General features: G+C 74.1%; 17 protein-coding genes. 9 read left to right on the top strand and 8 right to left on the bottom strand.

The features are described from left to right. Window positions 1-67: 67 nt before the first annotated feature. A complete protein-coding gene (locus tag ACZ4V6_RS03930) occupies window positions 68-1,597 on the bottom strand; it encodes a helix-turn-helix domain-containing protein (protein ID WP_467822271.1) in 1,530 nt (509 codons plus the stop codon). Between the two features lie 485 nt (window positions 1,598-2,082). On the opposite strand from ACZ4V6_RS03930, the gene ACZ4V6_RS03925 reads away from it, so the two are divergent. The 3 genes from ACZ4V6_RS03925 (at window position 2,083) to ACZ4V6_RS03915 (ending at window position 5,202) form a co-directional block, all read left to right on the top strand. After that, window positions 2,083-2,703, top strand: coding sequence for an L-threonylcarbamoyladenylate synthase (locus ACZ4V6_RS03925; RefSeq protein WP_467822269.1), 621 nt, complete (start codon window positions 2,083-2,085; stop codon window positions 2,701-2,703). Window positions 2,704-2,833: 130 nt separating this feature from the next. After that, a complete protein-coding gene (locus tag ACZ4V6_RS03920; protein WP_467822268.1) occupies window positions 2,834-3,589 on the top strand; it encodes a dienelactone hydrolase family protein in 756 nt (251 codons plus the stop codon). Window positions 3,590-3,699: 110 nt separating this feature from the next. Continuing rightward, the gene (locus tag ACZ4V6_RS03915; protein WP_467822267.1) at window positions 3,700-5,202 is read left to right on the top strand and encodes a metallophosphoesterase family protein; all 1,503 of its coding nucleotides are present in this window, start codon (window positions 3,700-3,702) and stop codon (window positions 5,200-5,202) included. A 215-nt stretch (window positions 5,203-5,417) separates the two neighbouring features. Here the strand turns inward: ACZ4V6_RS03915 and ACZ4V6_RS03910 are convergent, their stop codons facing one another. From ACZ4V6_RS03910 to ACZ4V6_RS03900, 3 genes are all read right to left on the bottom strand, one after another. Beyond that, the gene (locus ACZ4V6_RS03910; protein ID WP_467822265.1) at window positions 5,418-7,781 is read right to left on the bottom strand and encodes a SpoIIE family protein phosphatase; all 2,364 of its coding nucleotides are present in this window, start codon (window positions 7,779-7,781) and stop codon (window positions 5,418-5,420) included. A 60-nt stretch (window positions 7,782-7,841) separates the two neighbouring features. Beyond that, a complete protein-coding gene (locus tag ACZ4V6_RS03905) occupies window positions 7,842-8,309 on the bottom strand; it encodes a peroxiredoxin (RefSeq protein WP_467823111.1) in 468 nt (155 codons plus the stop codon). A gap of 401 nt (window positions 8,310-8,710) precedes the next feature. Then, window positions 8,711-9,367: a TetR/AcrR family transcriptional regulator gene (locus tag ACZ4V6_RS03900; RefSeq protein WP_467823108.1), complete on the bottom strand. Its 657-nt coding sequence runs from the start codon at window positions 9,365-9,367 to the stop codon at window positions 8,711-8,713. Window positions 9,368-9,592: 225 nt separating this feature from the next. Between ACZ4V6_RS03900 and ACZ4V6_RS03895 the strand changes: the two genes are divergently transcribed. Both ACZ4V6_RS03895 and hemC read left to right on the top strand, forming a co-directional pair. Then, window positions 9,593-11,047, top strand: a complete 1,455-nt coding sequence (locus ACZ4V6_RS03895; RefSeq protein WP_467822263.1) for an MFS transporter — start codon at window positions 9,593-9,595, stop codon at window positions 11,045-11,047. 458 nt (window positions 11,048-11,505) lie between these two features. Beyond that, entirely contained in the window at window positions 11,506-12,441 is a 936-nt protein-coding gene (hemC, locus tag ACZ4V6_RS03890) for a hydroxymethylbilane synthase (RefSeq protein WP_467822262.1), read from the top strand. A gap of 19 nt (window positions 12,442-12,460) precedes the next feature. Here hemC and ACZ4V6_RS03885 read toward each other — a convergent pair whose 3' ends face one another. Beyond that, a complete protein-coding gene (locus tag ACZ4V6_RS03885) occupies window positions 12,461-12,985 on the bottom strand; it encodes a hypothetical protein (RefSeq protein ID WP_467822260.1) in 525 nt (174 codons plus the stop codon). A gap of 402 nt (window positions 12,986-13,387) precedes the next feature. Here ACZ4V6_RS03885 and ACZ4V6_RS03880 point away from each other — a divergent pair, with 402 nt between their 5' ends. After that, window positions 13,388-14,179 (top strand): RNA polymerase sigma factor SigF, encoded by a 792-nt coding sequence (locus tag ACZ4V6_RS03880; RefSeq protein ID WP_467822258.1) that lies wholly within the window; start codon window positions 13,388-13,390, stop codon window positions 14,177-14,179. 22 nt (window positions 14,180-14,201) lie between these two features. Here the strand turns inward: ACZ4V6_RS03880 and ACZ4V6_RS03875 are convergent, their stop codons facing one another. Then, a complete protein-coding gene (locus tag ACZ4V6_RS03875) occupies window positions 14,202-14,522 on the bottom strand; it encodes an ANTAR domain-containing protein (RefSeq protein ID WP_467822256.1) in 321 nt (106 codons plus the stop codon). 239 nt (window positions 14,523-14,761) lie between these two features. Between ACZ4V6_RS03875 and ACZ4V6_RS03870 the strand changes: the two genes are divergently transcribed. Continuing rightward, window positions 14,762-15,568, top strand: a complete 807-nt coding sequence (locus ACZ4V6_RS03870; RefSeq protein WP_467822255.1) for a VOC family protein — start codon at window positions 14,762-14,764, stop codon at window positions 15,566-15,568. 73 nt (window positions 15,569-15,641) lie between these two features. Here the strand turns inward: ACZ4V6_RS03870 and glgX are convergent, their stop codons facing one another. Then, complete coding sequence (glgX, locus tag ACZ4V6_RS03865) at window positions 15,642-17,789, bottom strand: glycogen debranching protein GlgX (RefSeq protein ID WP_467822254.1); 2,148 nt, start codon at window positions 17,787-17,789, stop codon at window positions 15,642-15,644. After that, complete coding sequence (locus tag ACZ4V6_RS03860) at window positions 17,786-18,301, bottom strand: pep a2 (RefSeq protein WP_077797435.1); 516 nt, start codon at window positions 18,299-18,301, stop codon at window positions 17,786-17,788. The genes glgX and ACZ4V6_RS03860 overlap by 4 nt, the downstream gene beginning before the upstream one ends. A 261-nt stretch (window positions 18,302-18,562) precedes the next feature. On the opposite strand from ACZ4V6_RS03860, the gene ACZ4V6_RS03855 reads away from it, so the two are divergent. Both ACZ4V6_RS03855 and ACZ4V6_RS03850 read left to right on the top strand, forming a co-directional pair. Beyond that, the gene (locus tag ACZ4V6_RS03855; RefSeq protein WP_467822252.1) at window positions 18,563-18,889 is read left to right on the top strand and encodes a DUF5133 domain-containing protein; all 327 of its coding nucleotides are present in this window, start codon (window positions 18,563-18,565) and stop codon (window positions 18,887-18,889) included. A 53-nt stretch (window positions 18,890-18,942) separates the two neighbouring features. Then, window positions 18,943-19,515: maltotransferase domain-containing protein (locus ACZ4V6_RS03850; protein WP_467822250.1), on the top strand; the 573-nt coding region annotated here is incomplete at its 3' end.

Raw genomic sequence — 19,515 nt, 5'->3', positions numbered from 1 at the left:
GTCGAATCTATGTGGACGGCCGCCCGGTTGTGAATCGTCTCGGTGCCCACTGCCGGGTCTTCCGGACTCACCCGTGCACGGGTGGGTCCGGAAGACCCGGTTTCGTCCCGTCCAGGACCGGCTGGTCGAGCTCTCCCAGGGCCAGGTGGGCCAGCACCACCTCGTACAGGTCGCTGCCGGCGGCGAGCAGCTGGCGCTCCAGGACGGGTTCCGCGCTGCGGACGTGCTCCCGCACGGTCTGGGCGTGGACGCCGAGCCTCCGGGCGGCCCGCTCGGCGTTGCCGCCGGCGGCGATCCAGGTGCGCAGGGTGCGGCGCACGTTCCGCGCGTCCGGCTCCAGCCGGCCGAGCAGGTCACCGGCCCAGGTGCGCAGCGGGGGCCCGGCCAGCAGGTCGGTGAGGCGGGCACCGCCGGGTACGGCCGCGCGCTCGTCGAGGCCCGCCCCGAGGGCGGCCTGGGCGTTCAGGGCGAGGTGGACGGCGGCGCGGACGGCCAGGTCGGCGAAGTCGGTGCGCAGCAGGCCCTCGACGCGGTCCATGCGGGCGCGGACGGTGTTGCGGCTGACGCCGAGGATCTTGGCCGTGTTGACGGCGGTGAACTCCAGGCCGAGCCGGGTGGTGGCGAGCAGCTCGGCACGGGTGTGGTGCGGCAGGCCGTCGAGCGGGCGCAGCACGCGGGCCGTCCAGCCCCCCAGTGCGGCCGGGTCCATCAGGCGCTCGGGGCGGGTCCGCTCGGCGTACACGGCCGTCTTCCCGTGACGGAACCGGGCCACGGCCAGGGCGCTCACGGCCTGCCCGTACGCGATGGCGGTGCGGGCGAGGTTCTGCCGGGCGCTGCCGCCGAGGAAGACGCCGGGGGTGCGGCCGACGAGCGACTGCAGCGCCTCGCCGGCCGCGTCGCGGGGCGTCAGGACGATGACGTGCCCGTCCATGGCCGGGCAGCGCACCACCAGGGCCCGTTCCCCGGTCGCCGACAGGCACTCCTCGGCGAGGCGGTCGCGTTCCCCGGGGACGCTCTCCACGACGTAGACGCACGCCGTGTCGGTGTCGAGGAGGCCGGGCCAGAGCCCGGCGGCCACGCGGCGTGCGGAGACGGTGTCCTCGACCATCAGCAGTTGCAGGATGGCCAGGCGCAGGTCGGAGGTCGCCCGCCGCAGCCGCTGTCCGGCGACGACGGACTCGTGCTCCGCCAGCAGGAGTTCCACCACCTGGGCGGTGTGGGTGACGATGTCGGCGGCCCGCCGGTCGAACGGGGTGTCGCGGGCCACCGCGAGGACGGCGGCCGACGCCGGGTGGGCCCGCTCCACCCGGACCAGACGCAGGTGACGGCCCCGGTCCCCGAGGGCGGCGGAGGCGAGACGGCCGGCGGTGATGTCCGCGACCAGGTCCTCGTCCAGCGCGGCGGGGGTCCCGGCCAGGAGACCGCCGGTGCCGTCCCGCAGCGTCACGGCCGCGTCCACGGTTCCGGCGAGCCAGGTCACGACCCTGTGCACGTCGCGTCCGGCCGGCCGCAGGTGGTCGAGCAGTTCCTCCGCCCACCCCGCCTGCCCGCCGGTCCTCGCGTTCCGCTGCCGTGTCCCGTCCTCGCGGCCCGCCACGTCGGCCTTCTCCTCGTCCTCGCCTCACTCCCGGCCCAGGCCGGGGACGTTACCGCATGCCCGTCCACGGCGCGGAGCGCGCCGGCGGCGGGCGGGGACGGCCCGGCGGCCGACCCCGGACCGGCACGGGAGGCGCCGACGCGGGGCGGGCGGTCCGCGCCGGCCACCCGTGCCGGGGCCCGGGGCCGGCCGCCCACCGCGCGGAGACGGGGAGCCCGGGCCGGCGGCGCGGCGTACCGCCCGCACAGCTGCGGCCCGGAAGGCACGGCCACGGCGCGGGCCCGCCGGTCGTGAGGTCCGAGCCTCCAGGAGTGCCGGGCCGGCCGCCGCCGCCGCGGGCGCCTGCTCCGCCCGGGCCGGGCCCGGGAGCCCGGGCCGCGACACGCGGCACGACCCCTGGAACGGCCCCCGCCGCAACCGGCGTGACGCCGCGGCGCCGACCCGGTCCGCCCGGTCCGGGCGCGTGGACGGCATAAGCTCGGTGGATGGCGAAGTACTTCGACGTGCACCCCGAGAACCCGCAGCCGCGCAGCATCGCCCAGGTCGCCGACAGCGTCCGCGCGGGCGCGCTGATCGCGTACCCGACGGACTCCTGTTACGCGCTGGGCTGCCGGCTGGGCAGCCGCGACGGGACCGACCGCATCCGGTCGATCCGGCACCTGGACAACCGGCACCACTTCACCCTGGTGTGCCAGGACTTCGCGCAGCTCGGCCGGTTCGTGCAGATCGACAACGACGTGTTCCGGGCCATCAAGGCCTCGACCCCGGGCAGTTACACCTTCATCCTCCCGGCGACGAGGGAGGTACCGCGCATGCTCCAGCACCCCAAGAAGAAGACCGTCGGCGTGCGCATCCCCGACCACGTCGTCACCCAGGCGCTGCTGGCCGAACTCGGTGAACCGCTGCTGTCCAGCACCCTCCTGCTGCCCGACGAGGAGGAGCCGATGACGCAGGGCTGGGAGATCAAGGACCGGCTCGACCACGTGGTGGACGCGGTGATCGACTCCGGGGAGTGCGGCACCGAACCGACCACGGTCGTCGACTTCTCCGGCGGGGAGGCCGAGATCGTGCGGCGGGGCGCCGGCGACACCACGCGGTTCGAGTAGGAGCGGACCGGCCGCCGGTCCGCGGGGGCGCGCGACGCGCCCCGTGGGCCGGCGTGCCACGATGGCCGTGGTCCGCCGGCCGCCCGGCGGACCGGAAGCCGAGACCCGACCGAGAGAGGGCAGCCCCGCCATGACCGCCGTAGAGGGCAACGTCGTCGACATCCCCACCGACGGCGGAACCGCCGACGCCTACTTCGCGCGCCCCGGTGACGGGAACGCGTATCCCGCGGTCCTGTTCTACATGGACGCCTTCGGGCTGCGTCCGCGGCTGAGGGCGATGGCCGACCGGCTGGCCGGCGCGGGATACACCGTGCTGGTGCCGAACGTGTTCCACCGGCACGGACGGGCACCGGTCGTCGAGCTCCCCGAGTTCATCGACCCGGGGGCGCGGCCGGAGATCTTCCAGCGCCTCGGTCCGATCATGCGGTCGCTGACGCCGGAGCGGGCGATGCGGGACGCGGGCGCGTACCTGCGGTGGCTCGCGGACCACGCCGCGGTCGCCGACGGCCCGGTCGGGGTGACCGGCTACTGCATGGGCGCCGCGCTCGCCCTGCGCACCGCGGGCGCGTACCCGGACCGGGTCGCCGCCGTGGCCGGCTTCCACGGCGGGAACCTGGCGACCGAGGATCCGCAGAGTCCGCACCTGGTGGCCGGGCAGGTCACGGCCGAGGTGTACTTCGGGCACGCCGACCAGGACCCGGGCATGCCGGTCGAGCAGCAGGAGCGTCTGGAGGCGGCCCTGGCCGGGGCGGGCGTCCGCCACCGCTGCGAGGTCTACGCGGGGGCGCACCACGGTTACACGCAGGCCGACACCGCCGCGTACGACCCGGAGGCGACCGAGCGGCACTGGGACGAACTGCTCGGCCTGCTGAAGCGGACGCTCTGACCGTCGCCGGCCAGGGCCCCCGGTGCACCGCCGACGGCCCGGGAGCGGCGGGGAGTTGACGCCGCTCCCCCGGTCCTCGCCTCCGCCCGGCCGGTTGTTACCGTTCCCCGGTGCCCGACTCCTCACGTGACACCGCCGAAGGCGCCGGCTGGGGCTCCGCCGAACCCGGCGCCTACCGGGCCCTCCTGCCGGCCCGGTCCGAGCAGCTGTCCTGGCTGAGCCCCAAGACGCTGTGGGCCGCCCGCAACGGTGTGCTGGCCTCCCTGCTCGGCGACCCCACGGGCCGTACCCGCGGCCGCTGGGTCGCACAGCGGGCGGCGGCCGGGGCGCCGGCCGACAAGGTCGTCCGGCGCGACGACCCGGACCGCTTCTCGTTCCTGGTCGTCGGCGACACCGGGGAGGGCGGCGATCCTCAGTACGCGGTCGTGCCCGGGCTGCTGGAGGAGGGCCGGGACACGAGGTTCGCCGTGCTCGCCAGCGACGTGATCTACCCGGTGGGCAGCGCCGACGACTACGGCACGAAGTTCTTCCGCCCGTACCGGGACTATCCGGCGCCGATCTACGCGATCCCCGGCAACCACGACTGGTACGAGGACCTCGGCGGCTTCATGCGGGTCTTCTGCGGCGACGCCCCGCCCCTGCCGCCCGAGCCCGCCCCGCGCCCCCTCACCCGGGCCTGGCTGCGGTCCCTGCTGTGGCACCGGCCCCGTCCGGACGACGGCCGGCACCTGGACGAGGCCCGTGCGATGCGCTCCGCCCCCGCCCAGCAGGCCGTCCAGCCCGGCCCGTACTGGGCCGTCGACGCCGGCCCGGTGCGGATCGTCGGCATCGACACGGGGCTGCTGGGCACCCTCGACGCCGAACAGGGCGCGTGGCTGCGCGAGGTGTCCCGGGGGCCGCGTCCGAAGATCCTCGTCACCGGCTCGCCGCTGTACGTGGACGGCGAGCACCGCCCGTGCGCCATCGAGGGAGGCGGCACCGTCGACGACATCGTCCGCGACCCCGCCCACCGCTACGTCGCGGCGATCGGCGGCGACATCCACAACTACCAGCGCTATCCGGTCGACGTGGGCGGCCGCACCGTCCAGTACGTGGTCGCGGGCGGTGGCGGCGCGTTCACGCACGCCACCCACACCATCCCCCGCGTCTCGGTGGGCGGCGTCACCGAGGAGGACTTCCGCTGCTATCCGCTGCGCGGCGACTCGCTGGCCTTCTACAGCGGGCTGTACGGGCGCCGGCTGCGGCTGCGGCGTTTCTTCACGCTGACGGAGGCCGAGGCGACGGCCGTGGTCGCCGAGCGCCTCGGCATCCGCCCGGCCCGCTCCCCGGGCGCCGGCGCGCGGGTCACCCGTCGCGTCCGGCTGGTCGCCGGGCTGCTGGGCACGGGGCGGCGCCCCGATCACCGCAAGCGGTTCCGGCTGCCCGTGCGCAAGATCTACACCCAGCTTTTTTCGCCGGGTTCGGCCACCTACAGTCCGCCCTTCTTCAAGTGCTTCCTGCGTCTGGACGTCTCACCGGAGGCGGTCCGGCTGCGCTGCCACGCCGCCACCGGCAACCGGGCCCAGGAGATGGACCCGCCGGTCGAGGACGAGGTGACGATCCCGCTCGTGTGACCGACGCGCGGGCCACCGGCGTCCCGGCCCGCCGCCTGTGAGCGGCGTCGACGCGGTGCCGTCCACACCGACGGACACCTCACCGGCGGGCCCCGGAAGCGCGCGAGGGGTTCTGACAAGGGTGTCCGGCGCCGTCGGTCTCCTGACGGCCCGCCACGGGCGTACCGGCGAGGCGGCCGTCGGGAACGGGGAGCACGGCGAGGGGGCGGGACGACTCACTTCTCGGGTGCCGCGGGGTCCTCGGGGTCCTCGGGCAGGGCCTGTTCGGCCCAGATCGTCTTGCCGTCTCCGGTCTGGCGGCTGCCCCAGCGCTGGGTGAGCTGGGCGACCAGCAGCAGTCCCCTGCCGCCCTCGTCGTACGCGTGGGCCCGGCGCAGGTGCGGCGAGGTGGAGCTGCCGTCGGAGACCTCGCAGATCAGGGTGCGGTCGCGGATGAGACGGAGCCGGACGGGCGGTGCGCCGTACCGGATCGCGTTGGTGACGAGTTCGCTGACGACGAGTTCGGTGACGAACGCCGCCTCGTCCAGGCCCCATTCCGTCAGCTGTTCGGTGGCGGACTGCCGGATGGCGGCCACGTGCGCGGGGTCCGGCAGGACGTCCCAGGTGGCGACCTGGTCGCCGCCCAGCGCCCGGGTACGGGCCAGCAGCAGGGCCACGTCGTCGCCGGGCTGCTCGGGCATCACCGCCTTGAGCACACGGTCGCACAGGGCGTCGAGCGAGTGCGCGGGCGCGGTCAGCGCGCGGCACAGTCCGGCGGTGGCGCGGCCCGTGTCGCCGTCGCGGTCCCGGACCATGCCGCCGGTGTACAGCGCGACGACGGAGCCCTCGGGCAGCACCGCCTCGGCCGCCTCGAACGGCAGCCCGCCGACACCGAGCGGCGGCCCGGCGCCGACGGGGACGAGGCGGGCGGTGCCGTCGGGGAGCAGGAGGGCGGGCGCGGGGTGGCCGGCGGAGGCGAGGGTGAGACGGCCGGTGACGGGGTCGTAGACCGCGTAGAGGCAGGTGGCGCCCAGTTCGCCCGCTTCGCCGCCGTCCGCCGCGAGGTGGGCGACGAGGTCGTCGAGGTGGGTGAGGAGTTCGTCGGGCGGCAGGTCGACGTCGGCGAGGGTGCGTACGGCCGTGCACAGACGGCCCATGGTCGCGGAGGACGGGATGCCGTGGCCGACGACGTCGCCGACGACCAGGGCGACCCGGCTGCCGGAGAGCGGGATCACGTCGAACCAGTCGCCGCCGAGGCCGGCCGCCGAGCCGGAGGGCAGGTAGCGGTGCGCCACCTCCACGGCCGACTGGCCGGGCATGCCCTTGGGCAGGAGGCTGTGCTGGAGGGCGAGCGCGGTGGAGCGCTCGCGGGCGAAGCGGCGGGCGTTGTCGACGCAGACGGCGGCCCGGCTGGCCAGTTCCTCGGCCAGGGCGATGTCGTCGGGGGCGAACGGGTCCCTGGGGGCGACGCGCACGGCCGTCGCGACGCCCAGGGTGGTGCCGCGGGCCCGCAGCGGAACCGCCAGGGTGGAGCTGATGCGGTCCCGGAACGGACGGTCGGCGGGAACCTGCTCGTTGCGCACCCGCATCCACCGGTCGAAGTCCGGGTCGCCCGGACCGGTGAGCACCGGCCGCCCCTCCCGCAGCGCCCGCGCGGGTGCGGAGCAGGACGGGTACACGTCGGTGTCCCCCGGGTGCGCGGACGCCTTCGGAAGCCCTTCGGCGGCGGACCCGTGGGCGACCCGGTGCAGCACGACGTCCTCGGCCGGCACCGCGAGCGGTTCGTCCGCGCCGAGGACCCAGTCGAGCAGGTCGACGCCGGCGAAGTCGGTGAACCGCGGCACGAGGATGCCGACCAGTTCCTCGGCGGTGTGCACCACGTCCAGGCTGGTGCCGATCGCGGTCGCGGCCTCGTTCAGCAGGGCCAGCCGCTCCCGGGCCCGGTGCTGCTCGGTGCTTTCGAACCCCGCCACGGCCACGGCGGCGACTTCGCCGGACGCGTCGTGCAGCGGCCACATCTCGATGGTCCAGGCGTATTCGCCGAGCCTGGAGGAGGCGGGCGTGAAGGTCTCGTAGCGGTGGGGCCGGCCGGTGTCGGTCACCTGCCGCAGGTGGTGCAGGAATCCGGACGCGTCGGCGTCGATCTCCGCCATGACCTCCGGCAGCGACCGTCCGATCAGGTCCTCCTCCGGCAGGCCCAGCATCCGCTGCGCCGTGTCGTTGGCCCGCAGATAGCGCTGCCGGGTGTCGTGGACGGACATCGACAGGGACGCCTGCCGGAAGGTCTCCCCGGTCAGCAGGAGGGCTCCCCCGCCGGCCGGCTCGACGGTCACCGCGTACCCGTCCGGTGCGCCGGCGGCCCCCAGCAGCGGACTGCCGTGCAGGGCCAGGGTCACGGTGGAGCCGTCGCGGTGGCGGAGCACCGCCGTGCCCGACAGCTCCGACAGCGCCCCGGACGGCACCTGCCGGGCGAGCAGGTCCCGCGCGGGCCGCCCCACGACCTCCTCGGCCGGATAGCCGGTCAGCCGCCGGGCGCCCTCGCTCCACCCCGTCACTGTGCCGCGGGCGTCCAGGGTCGCCACGGCGGGGACGTGCTCCATAGCGTCCAGGATTGACCCCATGTGAACCTGTTTCAACCGCAGGCCGGTGGGCCGGGTGCGTCACCCGCGGTGAGCGCGCAGCGCGGCGAGGGCGCGGTCGGCGTGGGTGCTCATGCGCGGTTCGCCGCGGACGACCTCGAGCACGGTGCGGTCCGGCCCGACGACGAAGGCGACCCGCTCGGTGGGGGCCAGGCCGAATCCTCGTCTCACCCCGAACCGCTCGCGGACCGTGCCGTCGGCGTCGGAGAGGAACGGCATGCCGAGGGTGTGGCGCCCCGCGAACCCCTGCCGGCGCTCGACGGGGTCGCCGCTGACGCCCACCGGCCGGGCGCCGGCCGCCGCGAGCTCGGCGGCGAGGTCGCGGAAGCGGCAGGTCTCGGCGGTGCAGCCGGGGGTCAGGGCGGCGGGGTGGAAGAAGAGCACGACCGGCCCGTCGGCGAGCTGTTCCGACAGGCGGCGCGGGGTGCCGGTCTCGTCCGGCAGCGTGAAGTCGTCGACCGTGTCGCCGACGGCCGGGACACGGCTCACGACCGGCCCTCGCAGTCCTCGGCGACGCCGCCGGCGTACGTCCACGCCCGGGGTGTGCCCGGCAGCGGCGAGCAGCAGGGGTGGGCGTTCGGACCGTGACACGGTTCCTCCTCCGGGGGCCTGCCGCGCGATATCACCGGGCGCTGCGAACGGGGAGGCCGCCGGACCGGTCACGGCGGTCGTGGGTGCCCGGGATACGGCCGGACGAGCGGCGGAGGACGTCGATGGACGCGCCGGCCGAGAAGCAGCCGCAGCGGTGGGCGTCGGTGGTGACGGTGGTGACGGGCACGTCGCCGGCGGGCGGCCGCGGGGCGTGATGGAGGCGGCACCGGGTGCGGGTGGGGGCGGGGACGCGGGTGGAGCGGGGATCAGCTCGCGCGGCAGCGCGGTCCGGCGGCCCGTCACACCCCGCGCCGGGGCGTGACGGGCGCGAGCCACATGCCCACGATCGCGTCGGCCAGCCCGTCGGCGGCCTCCCGCCAGCTGGCGCGAGGGGTCGGACGTCCTTCGGCGAGGGCGCGCTCCCGCTCGGCCGCCGTGTGCACGATGAGGTGGCGCGCCATGTCGCCCCGCTCGGCCCGGACCTCGTCCGGGAGCGCCGGCATGCACCGGTTCCGTCCGGCGATGATCTCGCGCAGCGACGCGGAGCCGCGGGACTCGTCGAGCATGATCTGCCGCAGCGCCGGGTCGGTCATGACCTGGGCGCAGAACCGCGCGTACCAGGTCGGGCTGCCCAGTGCCGCCAGGTGATCGAACTGCGGCCGCACCAGGCAGTCCACCCAGTCGCGCAGGTGCGGCGAGTCGCCGAGCGCGGCCAGCTGCCGGGCCCGCAGGTCCTCGACGCGCTCGGAGTGCCGCTGGACGATGGCGCGCACCAGGTCCGCCTTGGTGCCGAAGTGGTAGCCGACCGCGGCGTTGTTGCCCTGTCCGGCGGCCTCGCTGACCTGGCGGTTGGACACCGCGTACACCCCGTGCTCGGCGAACAGCCGCTCGGCCGTGGTCAGGATCAGCTGCCGGGTCGCGCTGACCTGTTCCGCCCGCCCCGTCCTGCCCGCCATGATCACCGCCGCGCCGGGACTTCGCTCACGGCCCGCGACGGCCAGTCCCTCGAGTCGTCGCAGGTCCGCCGTCATACGGCGCGTTCTCACCGAAGCCTACGCAACGGCGGGGCCGGGGCGGCGCGCGGCCCGGACGAGTGTGCCTCCAGCGGCACCCCCTAGAATACTTCAAGCGACTGACTTAAATTCTTCCCGTTTCCACGCTCATCCCTGAAAGGCACCTCCATGCCCCCTTCCCCCGCCGCGCCGCGGCCGAACGCCGTGGTGGCGGTACTGGCCCTGGCCGGGATCGTCGTCTCGCTGATGCAGACGCTCGTCATCCCGATCGTCCCGGAACTGCCGAAGCTCCTGGACGCTCCGGCGTCGGACGCGGCCTGGGCGGTGACGGCCACCCTGCTCGCCGCCGCCGTGGCCACCCCGGTCGTCGGCCGGCTCGGCGACATGGCGGGCAAGCGGCGCATGCTGCTGTTCAGCCTGGTGCTGCTGATCGCCGGCTCGGTGGTCTGCGGGCTGAGCGACTCCCTGGTCCCGATGGTCGTGGGCCGGGCCATGCAGGGCCTGTCCGCCGCGGTGATCCCGCTCGGCATCAGCATCATGCGCGACGAGCTGCCCGCCGAGCGCCTGGCCGGCGCCACCGCCCTGATGAGCGCCTCGCTGGGCGTCGGCGGCGCGCTCGGCCTGCCCGCCGCCGCGCTGATCGCGGACAACCTCGACTGGCACATGCTGTTCTGGACCTCCGGCGCGCTCGGCGCCGTCGCCCTGGTGCTGGTGCTGGCGCTCGTGCCCGAGTCGGCGGTGCGCACCGGGGGCCGCTTCGACGTGCTGGGCGGCATCGGCATGGCGGCCGGCCTGGTGTGCCTGCTGCTGGCGATCTCCAAGGGCGCCGACTGGGGCTGGACCGGCGGCCTCACCCTCGGCCTGTTCGCGGCGGCCGTGGTGGTCCTGCTGGTGTGGGGACGGTGGGAGCTGCGCACCCCGCACCCGCTGGTGGATCTGCGGACCACGGCGCGCCGCCAGGTGCTGTTCACCAACCTGGCGTCGATAGCGGTCGGCTTCTCGATGTTCGCGATGTCCCTCGTGCTTCCGCAGCTCCTGCAGTTGCCCGAGGCGACCGGTTACGGGCTCGGCCGCTCCCTGCTGACCGCCGGTCTGGTGATGGCGCCCTCCGGCCTGGTGATGATGGCGTTCGCCCCGGTCTCCGCGAAGGTGTCCGGGTCCAGGGGCCCGAAGGTGACCCTGATGACCGGCGCCCTGATCGTGGCGGCCGGTTACGGACTGAACATCGTGCTGATGTCCGAGGTCTGGCACCTGGTGCTGGTCTCCTGCGTCATCGGCGCGGGCATCGGCTTCACCTACGGCGCCATGCCGGCCCTGATCATGGGCGCGGTGCCGGCGAGCGAGACGGCCGCCGCGAACAGCCTCAACACCCTGATGCGGTCCATCGGTACGTCGGTCGCCAGCGCGATCGCCGGAGTGATCCTGGCGCAGATGACCGTCAGCCTCGGCGGTTTCGCCCTGCCGTCCGAGAACGCCTTCAAGGTGGTCATGGGCATCGGCGCGGGGGCCGCCCTGCTCGCCTTCGTCATCGCCTCCTTCGTCCCGGGGCACCGTCCCGCCGCCGCAACGGCGCGCGCGGCGTCGGACGACGGCGTCGAGGCCGAGGCCGCCTCCGCGCACTGACGGCGACGGCGCCGGTCCGCGCGACGGGACCGGCGCCGTTCGGCGGGCCCGCCGACCGGCCACGGCGAACGGGCCGCGCGGACCACCCGCGCGCACGGCCCGGAGGGCCCTGTGCGCGAGCGGCCCGGTTCCCCGGCCCGAGCCGGGGCCCGCTCCCGGGCTCGGTCCGGGAGCCGCGGCGAGGACGTCGTGGCGGGTGGCCTGCTGCACCGGTCCGGCCGGACCGGCACCGGGCGGAGCGGGACCGGGCATTCCGGGCCGGCCGCGCCGCCGCGGGCCACTGCGGCGGACGTGTGTACGCGACGAGCCGGGCGAGCACGGCTTCGGCGGCGCCCGCCCCGGCCCGCAGGACGGTGGCCGGGCCCCGGCGTCCCCTTCGGGCCCCGGGCCCGGCGGGACGGGCGGCAGCCAGGCGAATCACGCGGCCCCGTGCCCCCCGGGGGCACTATCGTGTCCGCATGTCCGCCCCCGAACTGATCCGTATCGTCTCCCGCGACTCCCCCATGGCCCTCGCTCAGGTCGAGCGCGTCCGGGCCGAGTTGGCGGTCCTCCACCCCGGTGTGCGCACCGAGGTCGTGCCGGTGCGGACCACCGGCGACAAGTGGCTCGGCGACCTGTCGCAGGTGGAGGGCAAGGGCGCCTTCACCAAGGAGGTCGACGCCGCGTTGTTGTCGGGCGAGGCCGACCTCGCGGTGCACTGCGTCAAGGACGTGCCCGCCGACCGGCCGCTCCCGGCGGGCACGGTGTTCGCCGCGTTCCTGAAGCGGGACGACATCCGGGACGCCCTCGTCCACCCGGGCGGGCTCACCCTGGACGAGCTTCCGGAGGGGACCCGCGTCGGCACCTCCTCGGTGCGCCGCGTCGCCCAACTGGCCGCCACCCACCCGCACCTGACGTGCGTCCCGTTCCGCGGCAACGCCAACCGGCGGCTCGCGAAGCTGGCCGCCGGCGAGGCCGACGCCCTGCTGCTCGCGGTCTCCGGCCTGGAGCGCATCGGCCGCACCGACGTGATCAGCGAGGTCCTGTCCACCGAGACGATGATGCCGCCGATCGGCGCGGGCGTCCTCGCCCTCCAGTGCCGCCAGGACGACTCCGGGCTGATCAACGCGGTCAGCGGTCTCGGCGACCCGGACACCCATCGGGAGGTCACGGCGGAGCGCATGTTCCTGCACGTGCTCCAGGGGCACTGCAACAGCCCGATCGCCGGGTACGCCCGGGTGGATCGCAGCGGTGAACTCGCCCTGCGGGGCTGCGTGTTCACTTCCGACGGCAAGGTGCGGCTGAACGCCCACGAGTGGGCGGGCCGGCTGGACCCGGCCACCCTCGGCACGTCGGTCGCCGTGGCGCTGCTGCGTCAGGGCGCCCGGGAGATCATCGACGGCATCGCGCACTGAGGCGCCGTCCGCCGGCGGATCAGGCGGTGCCCTCCTCCGCCTGGTCCCGCAGGAAGGCGCTCACCTGGTGCGCCAGGCAGTCGTCCCGCACCGCGCCCGGCAGGGCCCCGGTGGCCGGCTCGTGCAGCCCGAGTCCGCCGGTCCACAGGCGGCGGTCGGCCCACTCCTCGTCCACCCGCAGCTGCACCTGGACGTCCACCTGGCCAAGGCTCGCCTCCGGGCCGGCCGCGTAGAGGACGGCGGTGGCCCGGCGCAGCGGATGGACGTCGAAACCCTCGATGAACTGCGAGTTGCGCCAGTCGAGGAACGCCCCCTCACCGTCGGGGCCGGTCCGCACGTCGACCTGCCCGTCCTCCAGGTGGATGCCGAAGGGCCGGCCGCCCCGGTTCTCGACGGTCACCCGGACACTGAAGTACGTCAGGCCCTCGGCGGCGTCGTCGCGGCCACGCGGCGGCTCGGCCGCCTCCAGACGGTGGACGCGGACCCGCAGACCGGCGTGTTCGTCGTACTCCTGCCAGTCCCCGACCACGTTCGGCTCGTACACAGCGCACCTCTCGACTTCCCGAAGCTGCTTCCTATCCGTGTGCTCAGTGCACTGTCAAATGAGCGGAATGCGCTGTGGCCAGGGGGTTCACCCCCTTTGATCGGTGATCAAGCGCTGCGCAGGAACTATCCGCCGCGCACCCCGCCAGGCGATCACGACGAGCGTGCCGCACATCACGTTCCGCACCGGCGTCCGCCCGGGGCCGTCGGCACGGCCATTCGGACGAGCGCTCCGTACCCGCAGGGCTTAATGTCCCTATATATGAGGACTTGTTTTGACATCGAGTCGACAGGGAAAGCCCCTGCCAGTGCTTCGGACAGGAGGCACGTCCGCGGGAACCGGCGCGTCCGGCTCCCCAGTGTTCCGTCCACCCGGCACCCCTGCTGAGGGAGGTGCGCGCGCATGCGTATCGCCAGCAGAACCAAGCCCCACCCGCACGACGACGCGCCCGACACGGCCGCCGCGTTCGAACGGCTCGCCGGACTGCCCGACGGCCCGGAACGCAAGGCGCTGCGGGACGAACTGATCCAGGTGTGGCTTCCGATGGCCGAGCGCATCGCCGTCCGCTTCCGCGGGCGCGGCGAGAGCCTGGACGACCTCTACCAGGTGGCGGCCCTCGGCCTGGTCAAGGCCGTCGACCACTACGATCCCGGTCGCGGCCACGCCTTCGAGGCGTACGCCGTGCCGACCGTCACCGGCGAGATCAAGCGGCACTTCCGCGACCACATGTGGACGCTGCACGTGCCGCGGCGGATCCAGGACCTGCGCAACCGGGTGCGCCGCGCCGCGAAGGAGCTGGCGCAGACCACGCCGGGACGTGCCCCCACGGTCGAGGAGATAGCCGAGCACGCGCACCTGACGACGGCCGAGGTCCGCACCGGGATGGAGGCGCTGGAGTGCTTCTCCGCCCTCTCGCTGGAGGCGGAGATGCCGGGCACCGACGGGTACGCCCTCGGGGACGCGCTCGGCGGCCCGGACCCGGCCTTCGACACGGTCGTCGACCGGGTGGCCGTCCGCCCCTGTCTGGAGGCACTGCCCGAGCGCGAGCGCACCATCCTCTACCTGCGCTTCTTCGGCGGGATGACGCAGAGCCGCATCGCGCAGCAGCTCGGCATCTCCCAGATGCACGTCTCGCGGCTGCTCAGCGGCTGCTTCGACCGGATCCGCGAGGAGATCCTCGCGGAGGCCCGCTGACCCGGCGCGCGCCGCCGCGGCCTCACCACTGCGACGGAGCGCCGGGTACCTGCGTCGGGCCGTGACGGTCCAGGGCGTCCTCCAGGGCGATCCGGATCTCCGCCGGCATCACTCCCGTGCGCCCCCAGACGAGTATCAGTTCCGCCACGTTGCGCAGTTTGATGTTCGTGTGCTGGGAAACCTCCTTGAGAACGGCCCATCCCTCGTCCGGTGCCACCCGGCCGAGCACGACGATCATCCCGATGGCCTGGTCGACGACGGCGTGCGAGACGACCGCCTCCTTCAGCTGCCGGACCTGCTCCTGCAGCCGGAATATCTGGTCCGGGCCCCCGTCCGTGGGCATGGTCACCTCCGGATCCGGCGTGTCACCGCCGCTTGTGCCGCGCGGTGCGCCGCGCGGCGCCGCTCCGACGCCTCCATCGTCATCACATGTGCCACCCCGCGCCACTGGGCCGTGCGGGGCGCGCCCGCCACCGTTTCGGCGGTGTCGCCGGGGTACTCGGCAGGCGCCCCCCGCCGTTCCGGCCGGACACTGGTGTGGAACCGGTGACTGCCGGTGGACGAGACCAGGACGCGACTGCCATGAACCACGACATGCCCTCCCCCGCCGGTACGGACAGCCTCCTCACCACCCGGTCCGTGTACGGGGCCCCGTGCTGGGTGAGTCTGACCAGCCGCGACCTCAAGGCCACCGAGGAGTTCTACTCCGCCGTGCTGGGCTGGCGGTGGCGGCCCGCGAAGCTGGGCGAGCCCTTCCGGATCGCCCTGGCCGACGGGGTGCCGATCGCCGGGATCGCCGCGGTCGCCGGGATGTGGCAGATGGCGGTGGCGTGGACGCCGTACTTCGCCGTGCGCAGCGCGGACGAGGCCGTGTCGCGGGCGGCCGAACGGGGCGGCACGGCCGCGGTCGGGCCGATCTCCCTGCCGCCCGGCCGGGCGGCGCTGCTCGCCGACCGGGACGGCGCGACCTTCGGCATCTGGGAGGGCGAGCTGTTCTCGGACTGGGACACCTGGCGCACCTCGCGCCCCGCCTTCATCCGGCTGCACACGCGCGACGCGTTCGACGCCGCCATCTTCTACGGCGAGATCTTCGACTGGGCGTCGGGATCGAGCGGCTGCTGCGAGGTCGTGTACGAGGGCGACGAGGTGGTGCTGCGCAGCCAGGGCGACGTCGTGGCACGCATCGAGTCGGGCGCCCTGGGGGCGGCCCCCGATCCCGCCATCCGGCCGCACTGGCAGGTGCACTTCACGGTCGACGACGTCGCGGCCTGCGCCCGCGCCGCCGAGCGGCACGGCGGCAGTGTGCTGGTGCCGGGCGACGACGAGGCCGTGCTCCGCGACGCCGACGGCGCGCAGTTCACGGTGACCGCGCGCCGCCTCGGACGCTGATCCCCTCGGGCCCCGCCCTCCGGACGGAGGGCGGGGCCCGAGGGGCGGCCGGGGCTCGACGACGGGGCCCGGCTCACCGTCCGGTGCGGGACGGCCGCGAGAGCAGCACCAGACTGCGAGGCCCGACGGTCAGCGCCGTGCCCGCCTTGCGCTCCGTCTCGTCGGGGACGCCCTCCGGGTCGGCGGTGTCGATCAGGGTCGTCCAGCGCTCGCCGTAGGTGACGTCGGGCAGCCGGAAGCGGGCGGGCTCCCAGTGGCTGTTGAGCAGCAGCAGGAAGGAGTCGTCGACGACGGGCCGGCCGCACGGGTCGGGTTCGGCGATGGCGTCGCCGTTGAGGAAGACGGCGACGGCGTGGGCGTCGGAGCGCTGCCAGTCGTCGTCGGTCATCTCCCGCGCGTCCGGCCGCAGCCACACCAGGTCGGGCAGCGGCTGGTCCGCGTTCGTCACCGTCTCGCCGCGGAAGTAGCGGCGCCGGCGCAGCACCGGGTGGGCGGCGCGCAGGGCGATGACGCGCCGGGTGAAGTCCAGCAGACCGCGCTGCTCGTCCCCCAGCCGCCAGTCGATCCAGGAGATCTCGTTGTCCTGGCAGTAGGCGTTGTTGTTGCCCCGCTGGGTGCGGCCCAGCTCGTCGCCGTGACAGAGCATGGGGATGCCCTGCGAGAGCAGGAGCGTGGCCAGGAAGTTGCGCTGCTGGCGGCCGCGCAGCTCCAGTACGGCCGGGTCCTTCGTCCTGCCCTCGGCACCGCAGTTCCAGGACCGGTTGTGGCTCTCGCCGTCCTGGTTGTCCTCGCCGTTGGCCTCGTTGTGCTTGTCGTTGTACGAGACGAGGTCGCGCAGCGTGAAGCCGTCGTGCGCGGTGACGAAGTTGACGCTGGCGCGGGGACGGCGCCGGCTGTGCTGGTACAGGTCGGAGGAGCCCGTCAGCCGGGAGGCGAACTCGCCGAGGGTGTGGTCCTCGCCGCGCCAGAAGTCGCGCACGGCGTCCCGGTACATGCCGTTCCACTCCGACCACAGCTGCGGGAAGTTGCCCACCTGGTAGCCGCCCTCGCCGAGGTCCCAGGGTTCGGCGATCAGCTTGACGCGGCTGATCACCGGGTCCTGCTGGATCAGGTCGAAGAACGCCGACAGCCGGTCCACCTCGTGGAACTGCCGCGCCAGGGTGGCCGCGAGATCGAAGCGGAAGCCGTCGACGTGCATCTCGGTGACCCAGTACCGCAGCGAGTCCATGATCAGCTGGAGTACGTAGGGGTGCCGCATCAGCAGGCTGTTGCCGGTGCCGGTGGTGTCGTAGTAGTGCTGCCAGTCGCCGTCCACCAGCCGGTAGTACGAGGCGTTGTCGATGCCGCGGAAGGAGAGGGTGGGGCCCTTCTCGTTGCCCTCGGCGGTGTGGTTGTAGACCACGTCGAGGATCACCTCGAGGCCGGCCGCGTGCAGGGTCTTGACCATCGACTTGAACTCGGTGACCTGCTGCCCGCGGGTGCCGAGGGCGGCGTAGCCGTTGTGGGGCGCGAAGAAGCCGATGGTGTTGTAGCCCCAGTAGTTGGACAGGCCCTGGTCCGTCAGGACGCCGTCGTGCACGAACTGGTGCACCGGCATGAGCTCGACGGCGGTCACGCCGAGGGAGGTCAGGTGGTCCACGATCGCCGGGTGCGCCAGTCCGGCGTAGGTGCCGCGCAGTTCGTCGGGCACGTCGGGGTGGGTGCGGCTGATGCCGCGGACGTGGGCCTCGTAGATCACGGTCTCCGAGTAGGGGCGCCGCGGCGGACGGTCGTCGCCCCAGTCGAAGAACGGGTCGGTGACCACGCCGAGCATGGTGTGCCCCGCGCTGTCACCGGGGTCCGGTCCGCCGTGGGCGCGTTCGAAGAGGGAGGGGTGGTTGTCCACCATCCCGTCCACGGCCCGCGTGTACGGGTCGAGGAGCAGCTTCGCCGGGTTGCAGCGGTGGCCGACGGACGGGGCCCACGGACCGTGGACCCGGTAGCCGTAGCGCTGCCCCGGGCCGACGCCGGGCAGGTAGCAGTGCCAGACGAAGCCGTCGACGTCCGGCATCCGGATGCTGCTGTGGGAGCCGTCCTCGTCGACGAGGACGAGGTCGACGCGCTCGGCGACCTCGCTGAACAGCGCGAAGTTGGTGCCCTGCCCGTCGTACGCGGCCCCCAGCGGACAGGGGTGCCCGCTCCACACGGGCGCCCCCTTCCGGTCCGGCCCGGCCCGGGTCACCGGGCCTCCTCCAGGACGCCGTGGGTGGTGCTGACCGGACTGGCCACACGGCCCACCGGCATGATCTCTCGCGGCACTTCCAGCCCCTCCTGGGTGATCGGCTCCGGCGCGGTCGGCACCAGCGGTACGCGTTCGCCGGCCCGGGCGCGCTGCGAGAACCAGATGACCTTCGCTCCGGTGTCGGTGGCGCAGCACCCCCAGCCGTCGCTGTTGGCGGCGAGGTGCTGCAGACAGGTGCGCAGGTCCTGGTCGGGACGGAGCGCGTGGTCGTTGCCCCCTACCGCCGTGATGAGGTGGTGGCGGTTCCACCACATCTCGATCGACGTGTTCTTGTCGCTCGCGTGCTCGTCGATCGCCCGCAGCAGCATCTCGGCGCCCGAGCAGACGGGTTCGACGAGGTTCTCCAGGTCCCAGAACCTGAGGTGAGCGGCCAGGATGCGCCTGACCTGTCCGACCCGTTCCGGGCTGACTTCCACGTCGAGGTGGTAGTAGCAGGGCACTGCGGTCTTCATCGTCGTGGCTCCTCACCGCGAAAGCTCTCGCCTCTCCGCGTCCCTCGGGGGACGGGCTCCCCGTACACGAAGCGTGAGCCCTGGTCGCTTCTGAGTGACTCCAGAGTGGGAGCTGTAGTCCATTCGTGCAACACGAGCGGCGGGCGTGCGGAACCGGCCGGGAAACCAGTTGAAGATCCAACAAGACGAGGAGTCACCGTCCGTGCACCATGTGTGAAGAACTGGATCGTCCGTACGGACCGTCACGGAAGGTGACCGGCCATGCTGCTTCCTGCGAAGACAGAAGTCGCCCGGCAGCTGCGGCGTTACCGCGCCTGGGAACGGATGATGCTCGCGTCCCCCGCTGACGTGCGCGTCCGGGCCACCTTCGAGGACTCCGGCTACACCCTCTGCGTGCTCATGGGGAAGCGGTGCGCGCGTGAGGCGGCCGACGCCGCCGAGCGGTACCTGCGGACGAACCTGATCACCTACTTGCAGGAACAGGACGAGCGGCCCCGCACCACCCGGGCGGCCCGGCGCGGCCCGCCGGCGGTGGCGGTGGACCGGCTCTCCCCGTCGGGGCGGAAGACCCCCTCCGGCGCGGCTTGACCCATCCGGCCGGGCCCCGGGCCCGGCCTCGAGCACGGCGGAGGTGAGAACGGATGAGCGCGACCGTGACGATCGGGCGTATCCCGGTGCGGGACGTCCGCCCGGTGGTGGAGTGCGGCAGGCGCCCGGCCAAGGCCGTGGCGGGAGAGACGTTCGAGGTCACCGCGTCCGTGTTCCGCGAGGGACACGACGCGGTGGCCGCCAACGTGGTGCTGAAGGACCCCGAGGGCCGGCCGGGCCCGTGGACGCCGATGCGGGAGCTGGCCCCGGGCAGCGACCGCTGGGGCGCCGAGGTCACCCCGGGCGCGCCGGGCCGGTGGACCTACCGGGTGGAGGCCTGGAGCGATCCGGTCACCACCTGGAAGCACCACGCGCGGATCAAGGTCCCGGCGGGCATCGACACCGGTCTCGTCCTGGAGGAGGGGGCCGAGCTGTACCGGAAGGCCGCGGCCGGGGTCCCCGAGAACTCCGGCCGGGACGTGGTGCTGGCGGCCGCGGCGGTGCTGCGCGACGACGCGCTGCCGGTGGCCACCCGGCTGGCGGCGGCGTTGACGCCGGAGGTGGACGCGGTGCTGGCCCGCCACCCCCTGCGGGAGCTGGTCACCTCCTCCGACCCGCTGCCCCTG

The sequence above is a fragment of the Streptomyces sp. NPDC029152 genome (genome assembly GCF_055564355.1).
Note: the sequence above shows the minus strand (reverse complement) of the source record. Positions and strands in the feature narration are given on the sequence as shown.